The sequence below is a fragment of the Variovorax sp. OV084 genome, assembly GCF_900111625.1.
Taxonomy (GTDB): Bacteria; Pseudomonadota; Gammaproteobacteria; order Burkholderiales; family Burkholderiaceae_C; genus Variovorax.
Window position 1 is genome coordinate 857,790 of sequence record NZ_FOII01000001.1, and the last position, 18,786, is coordinate 876,575.

Annotated in this window: 9 protein-coding genes; 6 read left to right on the top strand and 3 right to left on the bottom strand. The window is 68.6% G+C overall.

Translation table 11 applies throughout. The features are described 5' to 3' along the window. Positions 1–87 precede the first annotated feature (87 nt). The 3 genes from BMW87_RS04225 to BMW87_RS04235 all read right to left on the bottom strand — a co-directional run bounded on the left by BMW87_RS04225 (position 88) and on the right by BMW87_RS04235 (position 2,002). Positions 88–270, bottom strand: a complete 183-nt coding sequence (locus tag BMW87_RS04225; RefSeq protein WP_093074405.1) for a hypothetical protein — start codon at positions 268–270, stop codon at positions 88–90. A 104-nt stretch (positions 271–374) separates the two neighbouring features. Beyond that, positions 375–1,103, bottom strand: coding sequence for a peptidoglycan DD-metalloendopeptidase family protein (locus BMW87_RS04230; RefSeq protein ID WP_256216651.1), 729 nt, complete (start codon positions 1,101–1,103; stop codon positions 375–377). Positions 1,104–1,204: 101 nt separating this feature from the next. Then, positions 1,205–2,002, bottom strand: a complete 798-nt coding sequence (locus BMW87_RS04235; RefSeq protein ID WP_256216652.1) for a class I SAM-dependent methyltransferase — start codon at positions 2,000–2,002, stop codon at positions 1,205–1,207. Positions 2,003–2,632: 630 nt separating this feature from the next. On the opposite strand from BMW87_RS04235, the gene BMW87_RS04240 reads away from it, so the two are divergent. The 6 genes from BMW87_RS04240 to BMW87_RS04265 all read left to right on the top strand — a co-directional run bounded on the left by BMW87_RS04240 (position 2,633) and on the right by BMW87_RS04265 (position 18,756). Continuing rightward, positions 2,633–9,952: a type I polyketide synthase gene (locus BMW87_RS04240; protein ID WP_093074410.1), complete on the top strand. Its 7,320-nt coding sequence runs from the start codon at positions 2,633–2,635 to the stop codon at positions 9,950–9,952. Continuing rightward, positions 9,949–14,946 (top strand): non-ribosomal peptide synthetase, encoded by a 4,998-nt coding sequence (locus BMW87_RS04245; RefSeq protein ID WP_093074412.1) that lies wholly within the window; start codon positions 9,949–9,951, stop codon positions 14,944–14,946. Before BMW87_RS04240 ends, BMW87_RS04245 begins: the two co-directional genes overlap by 4 nt. A gap of 5 nt (positions 14,947–14,951) precedes the next feature. Continuing rightward, positions 14,952–15,725, top strand: a complete 774-nt coding sequence (locus BMW87_RS04250) for a 4'-phosphopantetheinyl transferase family protein (RefSeq protein WP_143062560.1) — start codon at positions 14,952–14,954, stop codon at positions 15,723–15,725. Continuing rightward, on the top strand, positions 15,722–16,543 hold the full coding sequence (locus BMW87_RS04255; protein WP_093074414.1) for a serine aminopeptidase domain-containing protein: 822 nt from the start codon (positions 15,722–15,724) through the stop codon (positions 16,541–16,543). The genes BMW87_RS04250 and BMW87_RS04255 overlap by 4 nt, the downstream gene beginning before the upstream one ends. A gap of 1 nt (position 16,544) precedes the next feature. Next, entirely contained in the window at positions 16,545–17,477 is a 933-nt protein-coding gene (locus tag BMW87_RS04260) for an alpha/beta hydrolase family protein (protein ID WP_256216654.1), read from the top strand. A 67-nt stretch (positions 17,478–17,544) separates the two neighbouring features. Next, complete coding sequence (locus BMW87_RS04265; RefSeq protein WP_093074418.1) at positions 17,545–18,756, top strand: polysaccharide biosynthesis/export family protein; 1,212 nt, start codon at positions 17,545–17,547, stop codon at positions 18,754–18,756. Positions 18,757–18,786: the final 30 nt, after the last annotated feature.

An 18,786-nucleotide genomic window follows, 5' to 3' on the forward strand; every position in this document is an offset into this window, starting at 1 on the left:
CTTTGCCTCTCGCGTCTTCACGTCATCCAGAAAGAGCGAGCATCTTAGAGGGCCTGGGGCTGCAGGCGGGCCGGACCGGCCGGGAGACTAGCGCCTGGCGTCCATTCCCGATGCGCACTCTTCGAGCAGCGCGGCCGACTGCGTGACCTGTTCGGTGATCTGGTCGCGCAGCGGCTTCCATTCGAGGCTGAACGGTGCGAGAAGGCACCACTGCGTGGTCAGCGCCAACGCGATGCCAAAAATGATGAACAGCCAATGCACGAGTTCCATTACCGCCCCTTTTTTTCAGACCAAGGGCGAGAGTCTGCGCATTTCACGGGCACCGCGATATCGCCAATTTGGGGGATGCCTTTCGCCAGAGGCCCCCCGCCCGGTCACCTCGCCGGCAGGTACTGGCGCGGGTCGACCGCATTGCCGCGGTAGCGGATCTCGAAGTGGAGGCTGGCGCGCCCACCGTCCGTGCCGCCGATCTCGGCGATCTTCTGGCCCTGCTTCACCTGCTGGCCCTGTTTCACCAGCACCGTACGCACATTGGTGTAGACCGACATATAAGAGCCGCCGTGGTCGACCATCAGCACGCTGCCGTAGCCGCGCAGCGTTTCCGTCACGGCCACCTTGCCGGCGCCGATGGACATCACCGGCTCACCGACGCTGCCGCCGATGTCGACGCCCTTGTTGCTGGTGCCGTTGAAGCCCGCGATGACCTGGCCCTGCGCGGGCCAGGCCCAGTCGCTGCGCCTCGAGGCCGGCGGTGCGACGGGCTCGGGCGCCGCGGCCCGGGGCGGCCTCGAACGCTCGGGGCGTTCCGGACGCTCGGTGCCTGCGCTCCTGGGGGGAGGCGGCTCGGACGATGCGCCGCCACCGGGCGGCACCACGCGCAGCACCTGTCCTGCTTCGAGCTTGTCGGGGTCCTGCAGATTGCTCCAGCGGGCAATGTCGCCCGGCGAACGCCCGGTCTTCGACGCGATGCGATAGAGCGTGTCGCCCGGCTGGACGACGTACTCGCCCGGCCCTGCCACTGGCGCCTTGGGGGAGGTGGAGCACGCTGCCACCATCAATGCCGCGGTCAGCGCAATGCCCGCGCGCCAGTTCCTTCCTGTCACAACCACTACCGGATTCCTTCCTGGATAACTGAATCTCGCGCTCCCGGGTGCCGGGGCCGCGCTCGAAGAATCCGGGAAGGCTACCAGCAGTCGCCTGGCGTTCAGTTGGCCTGCAGTTTTTCTGCGGTCTTGCGCCTTGCAACGCACATCAGCGACAGCGCGCTCGCGGGGGCCTTCGGGTCGCGGCCCGAGAGCACATTGCCCATGCGGTACTTCCATTGCGCTGGCCCAACGTCGCCGGCCAGCGCCTGCGCTCCTATCTGGTGGTTGTGCGGGTGCACGCGAACCTCGAAGCCCAGCGGCTCCAGCGTGGACTCGAAGAACTCCTTCGTCACGCCGTCGCCGGGCCGGTGATGCACTTCAGTTCTCAGCCCCCACAACTGCTGACTGTCCGTCTTGTGAAAACCGTGCCCCGTCGCGCGGTAGACCCACAGCCGCGCATCCCACATCAGCCTGGCCAGGCCCTTGTAGTCCCACGCTGTGAGTTGCGGATCGTGGTCGGTAATAAGTAAGCCATTGGGCTTAACGAGGCGGGCGCCTTCCTGCAGCACCGCTTTCATGTCGTCGCAGTGGTGCAGCGATGCATTGATTGCCACGATGTCCGCCACATGCGAGCGGAACGGCGTGTGCGCCGCATCCGCCAGCACGGCCGTGTAGCCCAGGCCAGCAGCCAGCTCCAGCGAGCCTCCGGCCACGTCGACGCCGATCAGCAGCCTGGGCCTGCCGCCCAGCGTGGCGAAGAGGTTACCCGGCCCGCAACCCAGGTCGATGACGACCTTGTCCGTCCAGTCGCCCCCGGCGGCGAGCCAGCGGCTGCGGAAATGCGCGTCGCGGTGGCAGTAGTCCAGATATTCCTTGGCCCACGTCGCATTGCCGAAATACGTGGCGTTGGCTGTCAATGCATCTGAATTGTTCGGAAGAATCGATTCCAAATAGTAATCACAGCGCGTGAGAACTACATCGGGTAATAGGATGTCGCGGAGCATTTTTTACCCTCGGAAGATTTGAAGCCGATAACTCTTTCAGTCTTTTCGATTTTCAGGTTTTGTACAGTTATTTTTTATACGGTTACAGACTAATCCAATTCATAACAGTCGCGCCCGGAAGGATGTTTCACTTTTCGACAGTGACGGCAGTGCGTTTTTCGCATGACTCCCCGGCGTAGCGCGCGATCCGAGGTGGTCGTACCCACAAAGCGGTCGACAGCACATTTCCCCCTGTGCGCCGGTTGTTTCTCCCCAGGAGTACCCCGCTTCAGCGGTCCCTTTCGGGCACTTGCGAGGCCTGCGCGACGGGCTTTTTCCTCCAAATCACGCATCAGTTACCTCGAACGGGACGATTCGGGTAGTACGTTTTCGAAATAACCTTATCCAGTTGTAACCGAGGCCTAAAGTGCACACATTGGCCAAGGGAAACCTCCTAGGATGAAGACACGAAAAGAACGCAAGTCAGCTCCACCTTATTTAATTGGGTGAATGGATTTTCCATTCACCCAATTGCTTCCATTGTATTTCTTTTGGGATATTTACATGGAAATTCAAACTGTTTCGCAAGCACTCGGTACTCCGGACCTCGCTCTGGGAGACCTGTTCGTGCCGCGATCCAATTCGGAGGGATCAGTCAGCCGTCGCAGCGCTTCGGTGGCACTCGAACCCCGCTTCGCCCAGCGTTGGACCCAGTGGCTTGCCACCACCGGCCAGCTGCCGGACACCCTCTTCGCCGGTGCATGGCTGCTGCTGCAGTCGCGCTGGCTCGGAGGCCTCTGGCCCGTGCTGCATGAGGCAGGCGCCGCGCCGATGCGCTGCTCGACCACCGTCGCCTTCGACGCCACCAAGGCCGCTGGCGCCTGGCTGGCCGAACTGGATCTCGGTCGCCGCTCGGCATCGCAAGCAACGGCACAGCCCACCTCGCTGTGGCTGCGCGAAGAAGTCGATGCCGATGCCCCGCTGCGGCTGCGCTTCGACGCCGCTTCGGCATCCCTCTATATGGATGCAGCCGCAAGCCTGATGGATGCCGCCGCGATCGAACAACTGCTCGCAGCCCTCGTCGACACCGCCGAAGACCTGCTGAAGCACCCCGATGCAGCCCTGAACGACATCCACACGCTGCCGCGCGCCGACCAGGCCGCTCAGCTCGTCGAATGGAACACGGCCCTCGCGCCGGTGGACCCTGCCCTCACGGTACCCGCCATGTTCGCCCGCCAGGTGATGGCCGCCCCTGACGCCATCGCCCTCGCGCAAGGCGACGCGCAAATGAGCTACGGCGAACTCGACCAACGCTCCGACGAACTCGCAAAGCGCCTGCAGGGCCTGGGCGTTCGCACTGGCGACGGCGTCGGCCTGCTGCTCGACCGCTCGATGGCGGCCGTCGTCGCCCAACTCGGCATCCTCAAGGCCGGCGGAGCCTATGTGCCTGTGCCTACGGATTTCCCGTCCGAGCGCGTCGCCTACATGCTCGGCGAGGCCGGCGCGCACCACGTGCTCACGACGCAGGCGCACCAGCACCTCATCCCCCCCCATCACGGCGTTTTGCTGCTCGACGAATACAAAGACAATACAAATCGCACTGCATGGAATCCTCCGGCCCTCGATGCCGAATCGGTGGCCTATGTCATGTACACCTCGGGCTCGACGGGCACGCCAAAGGGCATAGAGATCTGCCATCGCTCGATCCTGCGGCTCGTGGTGGGCGTGGACTATGTCGAGCTCGCTCCCGGCCTCGCCATGCTGCATGCGGCGCCGCTGGGCTTCGACGCGGCCACGCTCGAAATCTGGGGTCCGCTGCTCAATGGCGGCTGCTGCGTCATCCATGAAGAGCGCGTGCCGACCGGCGCCGGCCTCGCACAAACCATCGCGCGCCACCACGTGCACACGGCATGGCTCACCGCCGCGCTCTTCAACGCCGTGGTCGACGACGACCCGGCCCACCTCGCGGGCCTGCGGCATCTCTTCACCGGCGGCGAAGCGCTGTCGGTGCCGCATGTGCGGCGTGCGCTGGCCGCCCTGCCCGGCCTCACGCTGAGCAACGGCTACGGCCCGACCGAGTGCACGACCTTCGCGGCCACGCATCGCATCGAGTCACCGTTGTCCGAAGACCTGCGTTCCGTCCCGCTCGGTCGCCCCATCAAGGACACCGTGCTGCGCGTGCTGAGCCCCTCGATGGCACTGCTGCCGACCGGCTTCGTGGGCGAGCTCTGCATCGGCGGCCACGGGCTGGCCCGCGGCTACCTGCGGCAACCCGCACTCAGCGCCGAACGCTTCGTGCCCGATCCCTTCGGCGGCCCCGATGACCGGCTCTACCGCACCGGCGACCTCGCGCGCTGGCTGCCCGACGGCACCGTCGAATTCATCGGCCGCCGCGATGGGCAGGTGAAGATCCACGGCCACCGCATCGAGACCGGCGAGGTCGAGGCGGCCATCCTCGCGCACCCCGCCGTGCAATCTTGCGCAGTGGTCGCGCGGCCCGACGAAAGCGGGCAGCTGCGCCTGGTGGCCTATCTGGTCGCGCGCTCGGAAAAGATCTCGTGGGACGCCCTGCGCGCCCACCTCGGCGCCCGCCTGCCGGCCCCACTGGTGCCGACCGCGCAGGTGTGGCTCGCGCAACTCCCCGTCACGCCCAACGGCAAGCTCGATCGCAAGGCGCTGCCCGAGCCGGCCGGCGAGCGCCCCGAACTTGCGCAGCCCTTCGAAGAAGCGCACGACGCCATCGAACAGCAGGTGTGCGACGCCTTCGCCCGCGCGCTGCGCATCTCGAAGGTCGGGCGCAACGACAACTTCTTCGATCTCGGCGGCGATTCGCTGCTGGTGCTGCAGGTGCTCGCCGACCTGCAGCGCGGCACCGAGCTGCCCCTGTCGACCAACCTTTTCTTCCGCAATCCCACGCCAAAAGCAATGGGCGAGCGGATGCAGCCGGCGGGCGATCAGCCCGCCATGGCCGCTGCGGCCGGTTCCAAGGATCGACCGACCGCAGCGGCCACCTTTTCGGCACGGCCAGGCAGTGGCATCGATGACGCCGTTGCCCTGGTCGGCACCGCAGGCCGCTTCCCCGGCGCAGCCGACGTGGAGCAGTTCTGGGACAACCTCGTCGCAGGCCGCGACACCATCAGCTTCTTCGACGACGCCACGCTCGACGCCGGCGTCAGCCAGGCCCTGCGCAGCGACCCGGCCTACGTGCGCGCACGCGGCGTGATCGACGGCATCGAAGACTTCGACGCCGCCTTCTTCGGCATCGGCCCGAAAGAAGCGCAGCTCATGGACCCGCAGCAGCGCGTGTTCCTCGAAATCTGCTGGGAATGCCTGGAACGCGCCGGCTACGTGCCTGACGAAGCGCCGGGCCCGGTCGGCGTGTACGCCGGCATGTACAACGCCACCTACTTCCAGCGCCACGTGAGCACCCGGCCCGACCTGGTGGAGCCGGTCGGCGAGTTCCAGGTGATGCTGGCCAACGAGAAGGACTACATCACCACGCGGGTGGCGAACCGGCTCAACCTCACCGGCCCGGCCGTCAGCGTGCACACCGCCTGCTCGACCTCGCTGGTGGCCGTGGCCCAGGCCTTCCATGCGCTGCGCACCGGCCAGTGCTACATGGCGCTCGCGGGCGGCGCCTCGGTCACCTGCCCGCCGCGCAGCGGCTATCTCTACAACGAGGGCTCGATGCTCTCGCCCGACGGCCGCACGCGCAGCTTCGATGCAAAGGCACAGGGCACCGTCTTCAGCGACGGCGCGGCCGTAGTGCTGCTCAAGCGGCTGGCCGACGCACAAGCCGACGGCGACACCATCTACGCCGTGCTGCGCAGCGCCTGCGTGAACAACGACGGCGGCTCCAAGGCCAGCTTCACGGCGCCCAGCGTCGACGGCCAGGCTGCGGTGATCCGCGCCGCGCTTGCTGCGGCCGATGTCGATGCAGGCAGCATCTCGTACGTCGAGGCGCACGGCACCGCCACGCCGATGGGCGACCCGATCGAAGTCGAGGCGCTGGCCGTGGCCTACGCCGAGCACACCGATGCGCTCGGCTACTGCACGCTCGGCTCGCTCAAGAGCAACGTGGGCCACATGGTTACGGCGGCGGGCGCGGCCGGTCTCATCAAGACGGCGCTGGCACTGCACCACGAACAGATTCCGCCGACCGCGCATTTCAGCGCGCCGAACCCGTCGATCGACTTCGCGCGCACGCCCTTCCACGTTACCGCCAGCCTGCAGCCGTGGCCCCGTGCCGACCTGCCGCGCCGTGCGGGCGTCAGCTCATTCGGCGTCGGCGGCACCAATGCGCACGTCATCGTCGAAGAGGCACCGCCGCGGCCGGCCTCGCCGTTCGCAATGGGTGACCAGCTCCTGTCGCTGTCGGCACGCTCCGAGGCCGCGCTCGCGCTGGCCACCGAGCAGCTCGCGGCGCATCTCGAAGCCCACGCCGAACTGCCGCTCGCCGACGTGGCCCACACCCTCGCGGTCGGCCGCAAGGCCCACGCCTTCCGCCGCGCTGTCGTGGCCGGCAACACCGCCGAGGCCATCGCCGCCCTGCGCAATGCCGACTCGCCCCGCCGCGTCAGCGGGCGCATCGCCTCGCGCGCACCGCAGCTCGTGCTGATGTTCCCCGGGCAAGGCGCGCAGTACGCCGGCATGGGCAAGAACCTCCGTGCGAACGACCCGGTGTTCGCGGCAGCGTTCGACGACTGCATGGCTGCCTTCGAAGGCGCGACCGATTTCGACCTGCGCGAGCGCATGTTCTCGAACGACCCGCAATCGCTGGCGCCCACCGCCGCCACGCAGCCCGCAATCTTCACGCTCGAATACGCCCTCGCGCGGCGGCTGCTGGCGCTCGGCGCGCGGCCGCAGGCACTGATCGGCCACAGCGTCGGCGAATTCGTCGCAGCCGTGCTCGCTGGCGTGATGCGGCTCGAAGACGCCGCCAAGCTCGTCGCCCGCCGCGGCGCTCTCATGCAGGCCCAGCCGGCCGGCGCGATGCTGTCGGTGCGCATGGGTGCGGCCGAGTTGCTCGACAGGCTCGGCCCGCAGATTTCGCTCGCCGCCGAGAACGGTCCCACGGCCTGCGTTGCCGCCGGCCCCTTCGACGCCATTGCGGCGCTGCAGGCAGCGCTAGAAGCAGACGGCATTCCGAGCCGCCCGCTGCAGACCTCGCACGCCTTTCACTCCGCCATGATGGACGCGGCCGTCGAGCCCTTCGAGGCGCTGGTCAGCAAGGTGGCGCTGCGCGCACCGCAGACGCCGATCTACTCGACGCTGACCGGCCAGCCGCTCGAAGGCGCCGAAGCCACCAGCCCTGCCTACTGGGCCAGGCATCTGCGCGGCACCGTGCGCTTCTCGCCGGCCGTGCGCTGCGCGATGGAGCAGGTGGCCAACCCGCTGTTCGTCGAATCAGGCCCGCGAAACATGCTCGCGACGCTCGTGCGCCAGCACGGCGCAAGCGGCGTCGTGTCGCTGCTGCAGGGCGAACCGGCCGACGAGGCCCGCACCCTGCACCTGGCGCTGGGCCGCCTCTGGACCTGCGGCGCCGATGTCGAGCTGTCGCGCCTCGTCTCGCGCATCGGCGCGCAACGCGTGCGCCTGCCCACCACGCCGTTCGAGCGCAAGCGCTTCTGGGTCGACATCGCCGCCGTCCCGCCCATCGCCACCGTGGCCGCGCCCGCCGCCGCCCCGGCCCCTTCCTTCGTCCCTCTTGTTTCACCTACCGCTCTGGAGTCGATCGTGACAGCAGCAACGCCCTCGCCTCTTCATCCTCCCGCTTCGAACGTGGATGCGCGCCTGCGCAGCCTGTTCGAGGACATCTCCGGCCTAGATATGGCGCAGGCGGAGGGGCATGCGCCCTTCGGCGAACTGGGCCTGGACTCCCTCACGCTGACCCAGGCCGCCACGCAGATCAAGAAGCACTTCAAGGTCAACCTCAGCTTCCGCCAGCTGATGGAAAGCTACCGCAGCTTCGACGCGCTCTCGACCTTCCTGCGCGAAAGCCTGCCGCCCGAGGCAGCGCCTGCATCGGCGCCTGCACCTGCCGTTGCGCCCACGCCAGTCGAAAACGCAGTCTCCGTACCGCAGGCCTCACTGCGCCAGCAGATGCCGGTGTACATGCCGATGCAAGGCAGCAATGTGGGCGATGCCCAGTTGTCGCAGCTGATTTCGCAGCAAATGGAATTGATGCGCCAGCAGCTCGCACTGCTGTCGGGCGGCATTCCGTCGTCCGCACCAATCGTCACGTTGCAGGCCATGCCAGCCCAGGCCGCACCCGCGCCTGCCACACCTGCGGCCGCGGCGCCCGCTGAAGACCCCGCGCAACCCGTGCGCTACGACGTGAACAAGGCCTTCGGCGCCATCGCCCGCATCCATACCCAGCGCAACGCCGAGCCAAGCGGCCGGCAGAAGGCCCGGCTCGCCGCCTTCATCCGGCGCTACGTGGAACGCACGCAGAAGAGCAAGCAGTTCACCGAAGCCAACCGCGCCCACATGGCCGACCCGCGCGTGGTCAACGGCTTCCGGCCGGTCACCAAAGAGATCACCTACCAGATCGTCATCGAGCGCTCCAAGGGTTCGAAGATGTGGGACCTCGACGGCAACGAGTACGTTGACGCGCTCAACGGCTTCGGCATGAACATGTTCGGCTGGCAGCCCGACTTCGTGCAGGACGCCGTGCGCAAGCAGCTCGACGACGGCTACGAGATCGGCCCGCAGCACCCGCTGGCAGCCGAAGTCACGGCGCTGATCTGCGAGCTCACCGGCAGCGACCGCGCGGGCCTGTGCAACACCGGCTCCGAAGCCGTGATGGCCGCGCTGCGCATTGCGCGCACTGTCACCGGCCGCAGCACGGTGGTGGTGTTCACCGGCTCCTACCACGGCACCTTCGACGAAGTGCTGGTGCGCGCCGGCAAGGGCGGCAAGGGCCTGTCGGCTGCGCCTGGCGTGATGAGCGGCATGTTCGGCGACATCCGCGTGCTCGACTACGGCACGCCCGAGGCGCTGGACTTCATCCGCGAAAACGCCGACGACCTGGCCGCCGTGCTGGCCGAGCCGGTGCAAAGCCGCCGCCCCGACTTCCAGCCGCGCGAGTTCCTGCACGAGGTGCGCGACATCACCGCCAAGAGCGGCTGCTGCCTGATCTTCGACGAGGTCATCACCGGCTTTCGTACGGCGCTGGGCGGCGCGCAGGAGCTGTTCGGCGTGCGCGCCGACCTCGCCACCTACGGCAAGGTGATCGGCGGCGGCTTTCCGGTCGGCGTGATCGCGGGCAAGCGCGAATTCATGGACGCGCTCGACGGCGGCCCCTGGCAGTACGGCGACGATTCGATCCCCGGCGTGGGCGTGACCTACTTCGCCGGCACCTTCGTGCGCCATCCGCTGGCACTGGCCGCGGCCAAGGCATCGCTCACGCATCTGAAAGAGGCAGGGCCCGCGCTGCAGGCCGGGCTCACGGGCAACACCGCCGCCATGGCAGCCGAGCTTTCGGGCTGGTGCAAGGAAGTCGGCGCGCCCATCGAGATCCGCCATTTCGCTTCGCTGTGGCGCGTGAGCTGGCTGGAAGACCACCCGCTGCAGGACTTGCTGTTCGCAATGATGCGCAGCCGCGGCGTGCACATCCTGGACAACTTCCCGTGCTTCCTCACGAGCGCGCACAGCGCCGAGGACATCGCCTTCATCCAGCGCGCCTTCAAGGACTCGGTCGCCGAGATGCAGGAGTCCGGCTTCCTGCCGCGCCGCGCTCCCGCCCCCACCCGCTTCGACGTGCGCAAGCCCGTCGAGGACGGCTGCGTCCTGGCCCGCGACATCGACGGGCAGCCCTTCTGGTACGTGCCCGAGGACGCCGCCTCCCATCAACACCTCATCAATGGAAAGGCCGCAGCATGAACGCCGTCCTCAAGCCCACCGCCAGCGGTGGTGTCATCGAATGCATCATTCCGACGACGGAATCGCAGCGCGAAGTCTGGCTCGGCGCAGCCTTGAGCACAGAAGCCTCGATGGCCTACAACGAGTCGGTCGTGCTGCGCCTGCGCGGCGCGCTGGACTGCCCGGCCCTGGCGCGTGCCATGGCCCGGCTGCTCGAGCGCCACCAGGCGCTGCGCGCCACCATCTCGCCCGACGGCACCTACATGCTGGTCAGCCCTCCCGGCGAGAACCTGCTGCTGGAGCAGGACCTGGGCAGTCTCGAGCCGGAAGCCCGCGCGCAGGCACTGCGCGACGCCCACGACGATGCGGTGTGCACGCCCTTCTCGCTGGAGCATGGCCCGCTGTTCCGGGCCGCGCTGTACCGCCTGGACGACGCCGAGCACGAACTCGTGATGTCGGCGCACCACGTGGTGTGCGACGGCTGGTCGTGGGCTGTCATCACCGAGCAGCTGGGCCACCTCTATGCCGAGGAAACCGGCATTGGCCTGAAGCTCAAGCCCGCGCCGCTCTTCGCCGACTTTGCCGCCGAGGAAGCCGCCGCTGCCGCGAGTGCCGACATGCAGCCGCACATCGACTACTGGCTGGGCCGCTTCTCCGGTAGCACGCTGCCGGTGCTCGACCTGCCGCTGGATCGCCCGCGCCCTGCTGTTCGCACCTTCAATTCGCGCCGCGCCGAGCGCCTGCTCGACAAGCGCCTGGTCAGTGCCGTGCGCACGGCGAGCACCAGGGCCGGCGTCAGCCTTTTCACGGGCCTGCTCAGCGGCTTCGTTGCCACGCTGCACCGCCTCACGAGCCATGAGGACATCGTCGTCGGCATTCCGGCGTCGGGTCAGCTCGCGCACGACATGCCCGGCCTGGTCGGCCACTGCGTGAACCTGCTGCCACTGCGTATCGCCGCTCATTCGGGCATGCGCTTCGACGCGCTGATGGACGAATGCAGCACCGCCGTGCTCGACGCCTTCGACCACCAGGCGCTGACTTACGGCGCGCTGCTGGGCCAGCTTTCGCTGGAGCGCGACCCGAGCCGGCTGCCGCTGGTGAGCGTGGCCTTCAACGTCGACCCCGATGTGGCGAGCAGCGCACAGGCGTTCACGACCCTCGACGTCGTGCAGGACACCATCGCCCGCCAGTACGAGAACTTCGAACTGTTCGTCAACCTGCGCCCGCTCGATGGCGGTCTGCAAGTGGAGGTTCAGTACAACACCGACCTGTTCGACGAGGTCAGCGTGCAGCGCTGGCTCGGCATGTTCGAGTGCGTGCTGCAGTCGGCCTCGCACAAGCCCGACGAAACGGTCGGCCGGCTCGAAGTGCTGTCCAGCACCGCCGCGCGTTCGCTGCTGGCGCTGCAGCCCGCGCGCGTTCCGCTGGTCGGCGAGCCGCTGGCGCATGCCGGCTTTCTTGCACGCGTGCCGCGGCAACCCAACCACCCGGCGGTGCGCGACGGCGCGCGAAGCTGCAGCTACGGCGAGCTCGATGCGCAATCCAACCGTCTGGCGCGTGCACTGCGCATGCGCGGCGTGGGCCGCGGCCAGCGCGTGGGGCTGTGCCTGGAGCGCAGCCTGGAGATGGTCGTCGCGATGCTCGGCATCCTGAAGGCGGGTGCGTCCTATGTGCCGCTCGACACCGCGTTTCCGCAGGCGCGGCTGGACCACTACGCGACCGACGCCAGCCTCAGCCAGATGCTGACCACGTCGGACATCGCGGCAGCGCCGCGCGGCTGGCGTGCCGACGCGGCCCTGCGAGTCTTCGAGATCGACCGCGACACCGCCTGGCTCAAGCTGTCCGGCGATGCGCTGCCGCCGAGCACCGACGACCCGGGACCCGAAGACGCCGCCTATGTGATCTACACCTCCGGCTCGACCGGTTTGCCCAAGGGCGTCATTGCCCATCACCGGGGCGTAGCGCACCTGCTGCAGTGGATGCAGCGCGAATCGGGCATCGGCCCGGCCGACCGCATCGCTGCCGTCACGACCCTGTCGTTCGACATGGCCGTGCCCGACCTGCTGCTGCCGCTGGCGGCGGGCGCCGAGCTCGTGATGGTGAAGCGCGAAGTCGCCATGGACGGCAACCGCCTTTCCAAAGCGCTCGAAGAAGAGCAGATCACGCTCCTGCAGGCCACCCCCGGCATGTGGCAGCTACTGCTCGATGCGCAGTGGGCTGGCGGCGCGCCCGGCTTTCGCGGATGGACCGGCGGCGAAGCGCTGCGCCCGAGCATGGCGCTGGCGCTGTGCGAGCGCATGGAAGGCCTGTGGAACGGCTACGGCCCGACCGAAACAACGGTGTACTCCACGGCCTGGCACGTTCGCCCCGAAGAGATCGCATCGCGCGGCGTGTCGATCGGCAAGCCCGTCGACAACACTGAAATCTGGATCCTCGACGCCAACCTGCAGCCCTGCCCCATCGGCGTGCCGGGCGAGATCTGTATCGCGGGCGAAGGCGTGTCGCTGGGTTATCTCGACCGCCCCGAGCTGACCGCCGAGCGCTTCGTCACGGTGCGCATCTTCGGCACCGCGAAGAAGGTGTACCGCTCGGGCGACCGCGGCCGCTGGCGCAACGACGGGCTGCTCGACCACCTCGGCCGGCTCGACTTTCAGGTGAAGGTGCGCGGCTATCGCATCGAGCCCGGCGAGATCGAAGTGCGCTGCTGCGAAGTGGCCGGCGTCTCGCGCAGCGTGGTCGTGGCCCGCGAAGACAACCCCGGCGACGTGCGCCTGGTGGCCTACCTCGCGCTCGCCCAGGGCGCCGGCTTCGACCTCGATGCGCTGATGGTGCACCTGCGCAAGCACCTGCCGGCCTTCATGCTGCCGCAGCACGTGGTGACGCTCGACGCGCTGCCGACCCTGCCGAACGGAAAGATCGACCGCGTCTCGCTGCCGCCGCCGCAAGCGGTTGCGCGCAACGAGGTACGGCGCGGCGCCGCCCCGCGCAACGAGCACGAACGCAAGGTGCTCGCCGTCATGGAAAAGGTGCTGAGCCTGCCGGGCCTCGACATGCACGACAACTTCTTCACCATGGGCGGCCACTCGCTGCTGGCCGCGCGACTCACCACGCTGCTGAGCCGCGAGTTCCAGGTCACGCTGCCGCTGCGCACCCTGTTCGAGGCGCCTACAGCCGAGAAGCTGGCCGCGGCCATCCAGGGCCTGCAGGGCGCAGGCGTCGGCCTGGAGGCGCCGATTGCCTGCCGCAGCGAGCGCCGCAGTGCACCGCTCACGCTTGCGCAGGAACGCATCCGCTTCATGGAGCAGCTGCACCCGGGCCGCTCGGTCTACAACGCGCCCTCGGCGCAGCGCCTGACCGGGCAGCTCGACGCGGCGCGCTTCGAAGGCGCGCTGCGCGAAATGATCCGCCGCCAGCCCTCGCTGCGCACTTCCATCGGCATCGACGCGCAGAGCGGCAAGCCGATGCAAATGATCGCGGAGTCTGTGGAATTCGCCCTGCCGCTGGTCGACCTGCGCGGCCTGCCCGCTGACCAGCGCGAGGCCGAGCTGGCCGAACGCATGCAAGAGCTGTCAGACCGGCCGATCGACATCCATCGCGCGCCGATGATGAACACAACGCTGTTCCAGCTCGACGACAACGAGCACGTCTTCCTGTTCGTGCCGCACCACCTGATCTGGGACGGCTGGTCTTTCGACCTGATGCAGCGCGAGCTGGGCGCGCTGTACGACGCCGCCGAACGCGGCCGTCCGCACAACCTGCCCGCGCTCGCCACCACCCACGGCGACTATGCCGAGTGGCTGGAGAAGTGGCTGACCGAGCCTGCCTGCGAGGAGCAGCTCGCGTTCTGGCGCGGCCGGCTCGAAGGCGCAAAGGCCGTGCGCCCGCCAAAGACCGACATGCCGCGCCGCGCGGGCAAGAGCGGCCAGGGCGGCGCGCACTGGATCCACGTCGACCTGCAGAGCACGCAGCATCTGCGCGAGATCGCGCGCGACATGGACGTGACGCTCAGCATGCTGACCTTCGGCATCTACGCGCTGACCATGGCGCAGGTAACGGGCAACGACACCATCGTCATCGCCAACCCGGTGCGCGGACGCCAGCAGGCCGAGACGGAAGACGTCATGGGCTTCTTCAACAACGTGCTGCCGGTCTCGCTCGCGGTCGACCAGTCGCTGCCGCTGCCCGCCTTCATGCGCTACGTGAAGCAGGAGCTGCTGTCGATGATGAACAACCAGCAGGTGCCGTTCGAGCGCCTGATGGCCGAGCCGGGCTATGCGGGGCAGATCAAGACTTCCGGCCCCTACCAGGCGATGTTCTCGTTCCAGGATGCGCGCGAACGCGCCCGCAGCGTCGGCAGCCTGCAGACCCGCCAGATGCATGTGATGCAGCACGGCGCCACCGACGACATCGGCGTGTGGCTGATGGACAAGCCGCACGGCCTGGAAGGCGCGCTGATCTACAACGCCGACGTGTACCTGCGCGAGACCGGCGCCCAGCTGCGCGAGCGCTATCTCGAAGTGCTGCGCCGCGTTGCCGACGATCCCGCCGCCACGCTCGCGGAAATCGCCAGCACCGAAGGCTCGACCAGCGCGGCCTACCTGCGCAAGCTGGCAGCTGCGGATGCGGACAAGAGCGCGCCGGCCGATGCCATCAATGGCAATGGGCACAAGGCGCCACAGAGCCTGCTCAACCCCGAGCAGGCGCAGCTGGCCCAGATCTGGGCCGGCGTGATCGGCATCGACGTCAGCGACATCCGCGCCAGCGACAACTTCTTCGACCTCGGCGGCGACTCGCTGCTGGTACTGCGCGCAGTGCAGCAGGCCGCGCAGATGCTGGGGCACCGCGTGGAGCCGCGCCGCTACCTGTTCGAGAACCTCGGGCAGATCGCTTCCTCGGCCCATGCCGCGCCGCAGGGCGTGCCCTCCGACCTCGCGGAACTGGCCGCCGGCACGGCCGCGCAAGCACAGCGCGGCGGGCTGTTCGGCGCCCTCGGCCACTGGCTGCGCAAGGGGTGAAGAGCATGAACAGCTCCGCCTACGCACTTTCCATCGACGCGCCGGTCTGCCGGTACGTCGATCTGGACAGCTTCACCGACCTGCTGCCCGCCCAGGTGCTCTCCGAGGAAGAACGCGCGCGCGCCGAGAACCTGCGTTCCCCCATCGACCGCCAGCGCTTCGTGGCCGCGCACATCGCGCTGCGGCAGGCGCTCAGCGAGTACACGGGCCTGCACAACGCCGCGCTGCAACTGTCCACCGGCTCCTTCGGCAGGCCCTCGCTGTCGGGTCACACGCGCACCCAGTTCTCGCTGAGCCACAGCCAGGGCCTGGCCTTGATCGCCATCGGCGGGCGCGGCCCGCTGGGCGCCGACGTCGAGCTGCTGCGACCGGTGCCGGATGCGGCGGTGCTCGCGGCGGAATACTTCACCCACCGCGAACAGGAAGCGCTGGCCGCCCTGCCCGCGCACGAGCGTGACCGTGCCTTCCTGACCTGCTGGAGCCGCAAGGAAGCCTGCCTGAAGGCTATCGGCGTGGGCCTGCTGGTGTCGTCGCAGACCTTCGAGGTGGGCCTCGCGCCGGAGCGCCGCAGCGTCGAGCTGTCGGTGGCCGGACGCATCCTGTGGCTGGTGGTGGGGCCGGCACCCGAGCGGCTCGACTGCGTGGGCTCGCTCGCCGAATGGCGCCAGACCGAAGCCCGCGCCCAGTCGTTCGGGTCGGATGACGGCGGCACGCGCATGAGCCAGCTGACCGCTCCCAAGGCGAACACCGCAGCGCGCTACGCAGGGGCCGCGCAATGACCCGCTTCACGCCGCTCATGTTCGGACCGGCCTCGCGCCAGGTCTTCGGCGTGTTCCATGCCGCCGACGAAGACCGGGCCGAGAACACCGCGGTGCTCCTGTGCCCGCCCTTCGGGCAGGAGGGCCTGCGCACCCATCGCTTCTTCAAGGTGCTGGCCGAACGCCTCTCGCGCGCCGGCATCGCCACGCTGCGCTTCGATTTCTACGGATCGGGCGACTCGCCCGGCGACGAGAGCGAGGGCGAGCTCGACGGCTGGCGCCGCGACCTGTGCTCGGCGCACGAGGAACTGCGCCGGCACGCACCGGGTGCCTCCATCGTGTGGATCGGCGCACGGCTCGGCGCCACGCTGGCCGTGCTGGCCGCGCGCGGCGGACGCTGCGACCCCGTGCGGCTGGTGCTGTGGGAACCGGTGATCGACGGACGCCGCTATGCGCGGCTGCTGCGCGAACAGCACGTGGCCGCCATCGACACGACCTTCTGCATTCCCGACCTGGCCTGGCGCCGCGGCCTCGTGCAGGAGCCCGACGCGCTGCCCGAGGAGGCCCTGGGCACCGCGCTCTCGCCCGCGCTGCGCGCTCAGCTCGCGGCGCTGGTTCCCGAGTCGCTGCCGCTCACTGCCCTGCACGACACGCTGGTGCTGGCCGAGCCCGACGACGAACGCACCGCGCAATGGGCCGCCGACCAGCAGTCGCGCCACATGCCGGTTCGCCTCGCGTACTTCAAGCACCAGCTCGACTGGGCCTCCGACCCGTATCCCAACAGCGCGATGGTCCCGGCCGACGCGCTCAACCGCCTCCAGGGGGCTCTTCATGAATGACATGACGACAGCAAGAGCGACGCAGACGCCGATGCGCTTCGGCCCCGGCGAGGCGCTGGTGGGCATGCTTACGGCGCCTGCGCAGCAGACGCCGGGCGGCATTGCCTGCCTCATGTTCAACATGGGCGCCAACCACCGCGTGGGCCCGCGCCGCATCAACGTGAAGCTGGCGCACTTGCTGGCCGCGCGCGGCGTGAGCAGCCTGCGCTTCGACCTGGGCGGCGTGGGCGACAGCGACGCGCTCGACACCTCGCCCGACCTGCAGGCGCGTGCCGTGCACAGCCTGCAGGCGGCCATGGACATCGCCGAACGCATGCTGGGTGCCCGGCAGTTCGTGATCGTCGCCATGTGCTCGGGCGTGGAACATGCCATGTCGGCGGCCCTGGCCGATGCGCGCGTGGTGGCGGTGTCGCTGTTCGACGGCTTCGCCTTCCCCGAGCGGCGCGCCCGCTGGGAGCGCAACCTGCGCCGCGCGCTGGCAGCGCCCGCGCACCCGTCCTTTCCCGGCAAGGCCAGGCGCTGGCTGCAACGCCACTTTTTGCGCAGCCACTCGACAACGGCGCTGCCCGGCTTCTTCGCGGAGAAGCGCGCGCCTGAAGTCAACGCGGCCTGGTTCGGCACTGCGCTGCAGAGCCTGGTCGAACGCAAGGTGGCGGTGCAGCTGCTGTATTCGGGCTCGCTGCATGTATGCGACCGCGGCCGCGACCAGCTCGGCGCCTTCGCCCGCCTGCCCTTCACCCAGGCAGTGCAGTACGAGTTCATGGGCGAGGTCGATCACACCGTCTGCACGGAGAAGGGGCAGCGGCTGTTCCTCCAGTGTGTCGGCGATTGGGTCACCGACCGCTGCTTCGGCGCCAGCACCGAACGACGCAGCCAGAGCCGCCCGCTCGCGGGCGCCGAACACGCCATGCCCACCACCTGGGCCGCGCCCTGAGGCGCGCCTTTTCACCCTTTCATTCACCCCGAGCCCCCACCTTCAACCGGCCGTCAAGGAGATCACCATGCAACGCAAAGATCCAGCGACGCAGTCATGCGGAACGCGCCCTCTCGCAATCCGTGCCCAGGCACAGGTGGAGTCCCGCTTGCGATGGCTTGGCCTGGCCCTGCTGCTGTCCCTCGGGCTGGTCGCGCTTTCGGGCTGCGCGCCGGGCTTCGGCTCGGTGGGCCCGCTGGGCTTCGACCGCTCAACGGGTGACAGCACGGCCTCCGCCGGCAGCGGCAAGGTCATTGCGATCACGCCCGACCTGATCCGCGCGCAGATCGCGCAGAAGCCCAAGAGCGTGCCCGACAGCATCAAGCGCCTGTTCGCCGCGCCGCCGACCTACACCATCGGGCCGGGAGACGTGGTCGGCATCATCGTGTACGACCACCCCGAGCTGCTGCCGAACGCCGGCGCGGTGATCGCGCAGCAGTCCGACCCGACCGGCGTGACTGTTGCGCCCGGCTTCATCGTCGATGCCAAGGGTGAAATCTTCTTCCCCTACATCGGGCGTGCCAAGCTGCAGGGCCTGACGGAGAGCGGCGCGTCGGAGCTGGTCGCGAAGCGCATCAAGGCCTTCGTGAAAGACCCGCAGGTATCGGTGCGCATCCAGTCGTTCCGCAGCCAGCGTGCCTACGTGCAGGGCGAGGTGCGCACGCCCGGCTTGCAGATCTTCACCGACGTGCCGATGACGCTGTCGGAGGCCATCAGCCGCGCCGGCAGCTTCACGCAGGCCGGTGACCGTTCGCGCATCACGCTGACGCGCGGCGGTGTCTCGACGGAGATCAACCTGCCGGCGCTCCAGGCCCTGGGCGCCGACGGCAACAACATCCCGCTGCGCAACGGCGACGTGGTGAACGTCGGCACCCGCGAGGACAGCCGGGTCTACGTGATGGGTGAAGTCAAGGCGCCGTCGGCGCTGCAGATGCGCAACAACGGCCGGCTGAGCCTGAACGAGGCGCTGGGCGACGCGGGCGGACCCGACCTGGCCACCTCCGACCCCGGCCAGATCTACGTGGTGCGCAATTCGCCCGACAACCTCGACGTGCAGCAGGTCTACAACCTCAACGCGAAAAACCCGGTGGCGCTCGCGCTGGCCGATCGCTTCGAGCTGCAGCCGCGCGACGTGGTGTACGTCGACCGCGTGCCGCTGGTCAGCCTGAGCCGCGTGTTCGGCCTGATTCTGCCGGCCGCCCAGGTCATCAATCTTGCCCGCGACACCGCACGCCGGTAAGCGCCCAGCACCCCCGCAACAGGAAAAGGT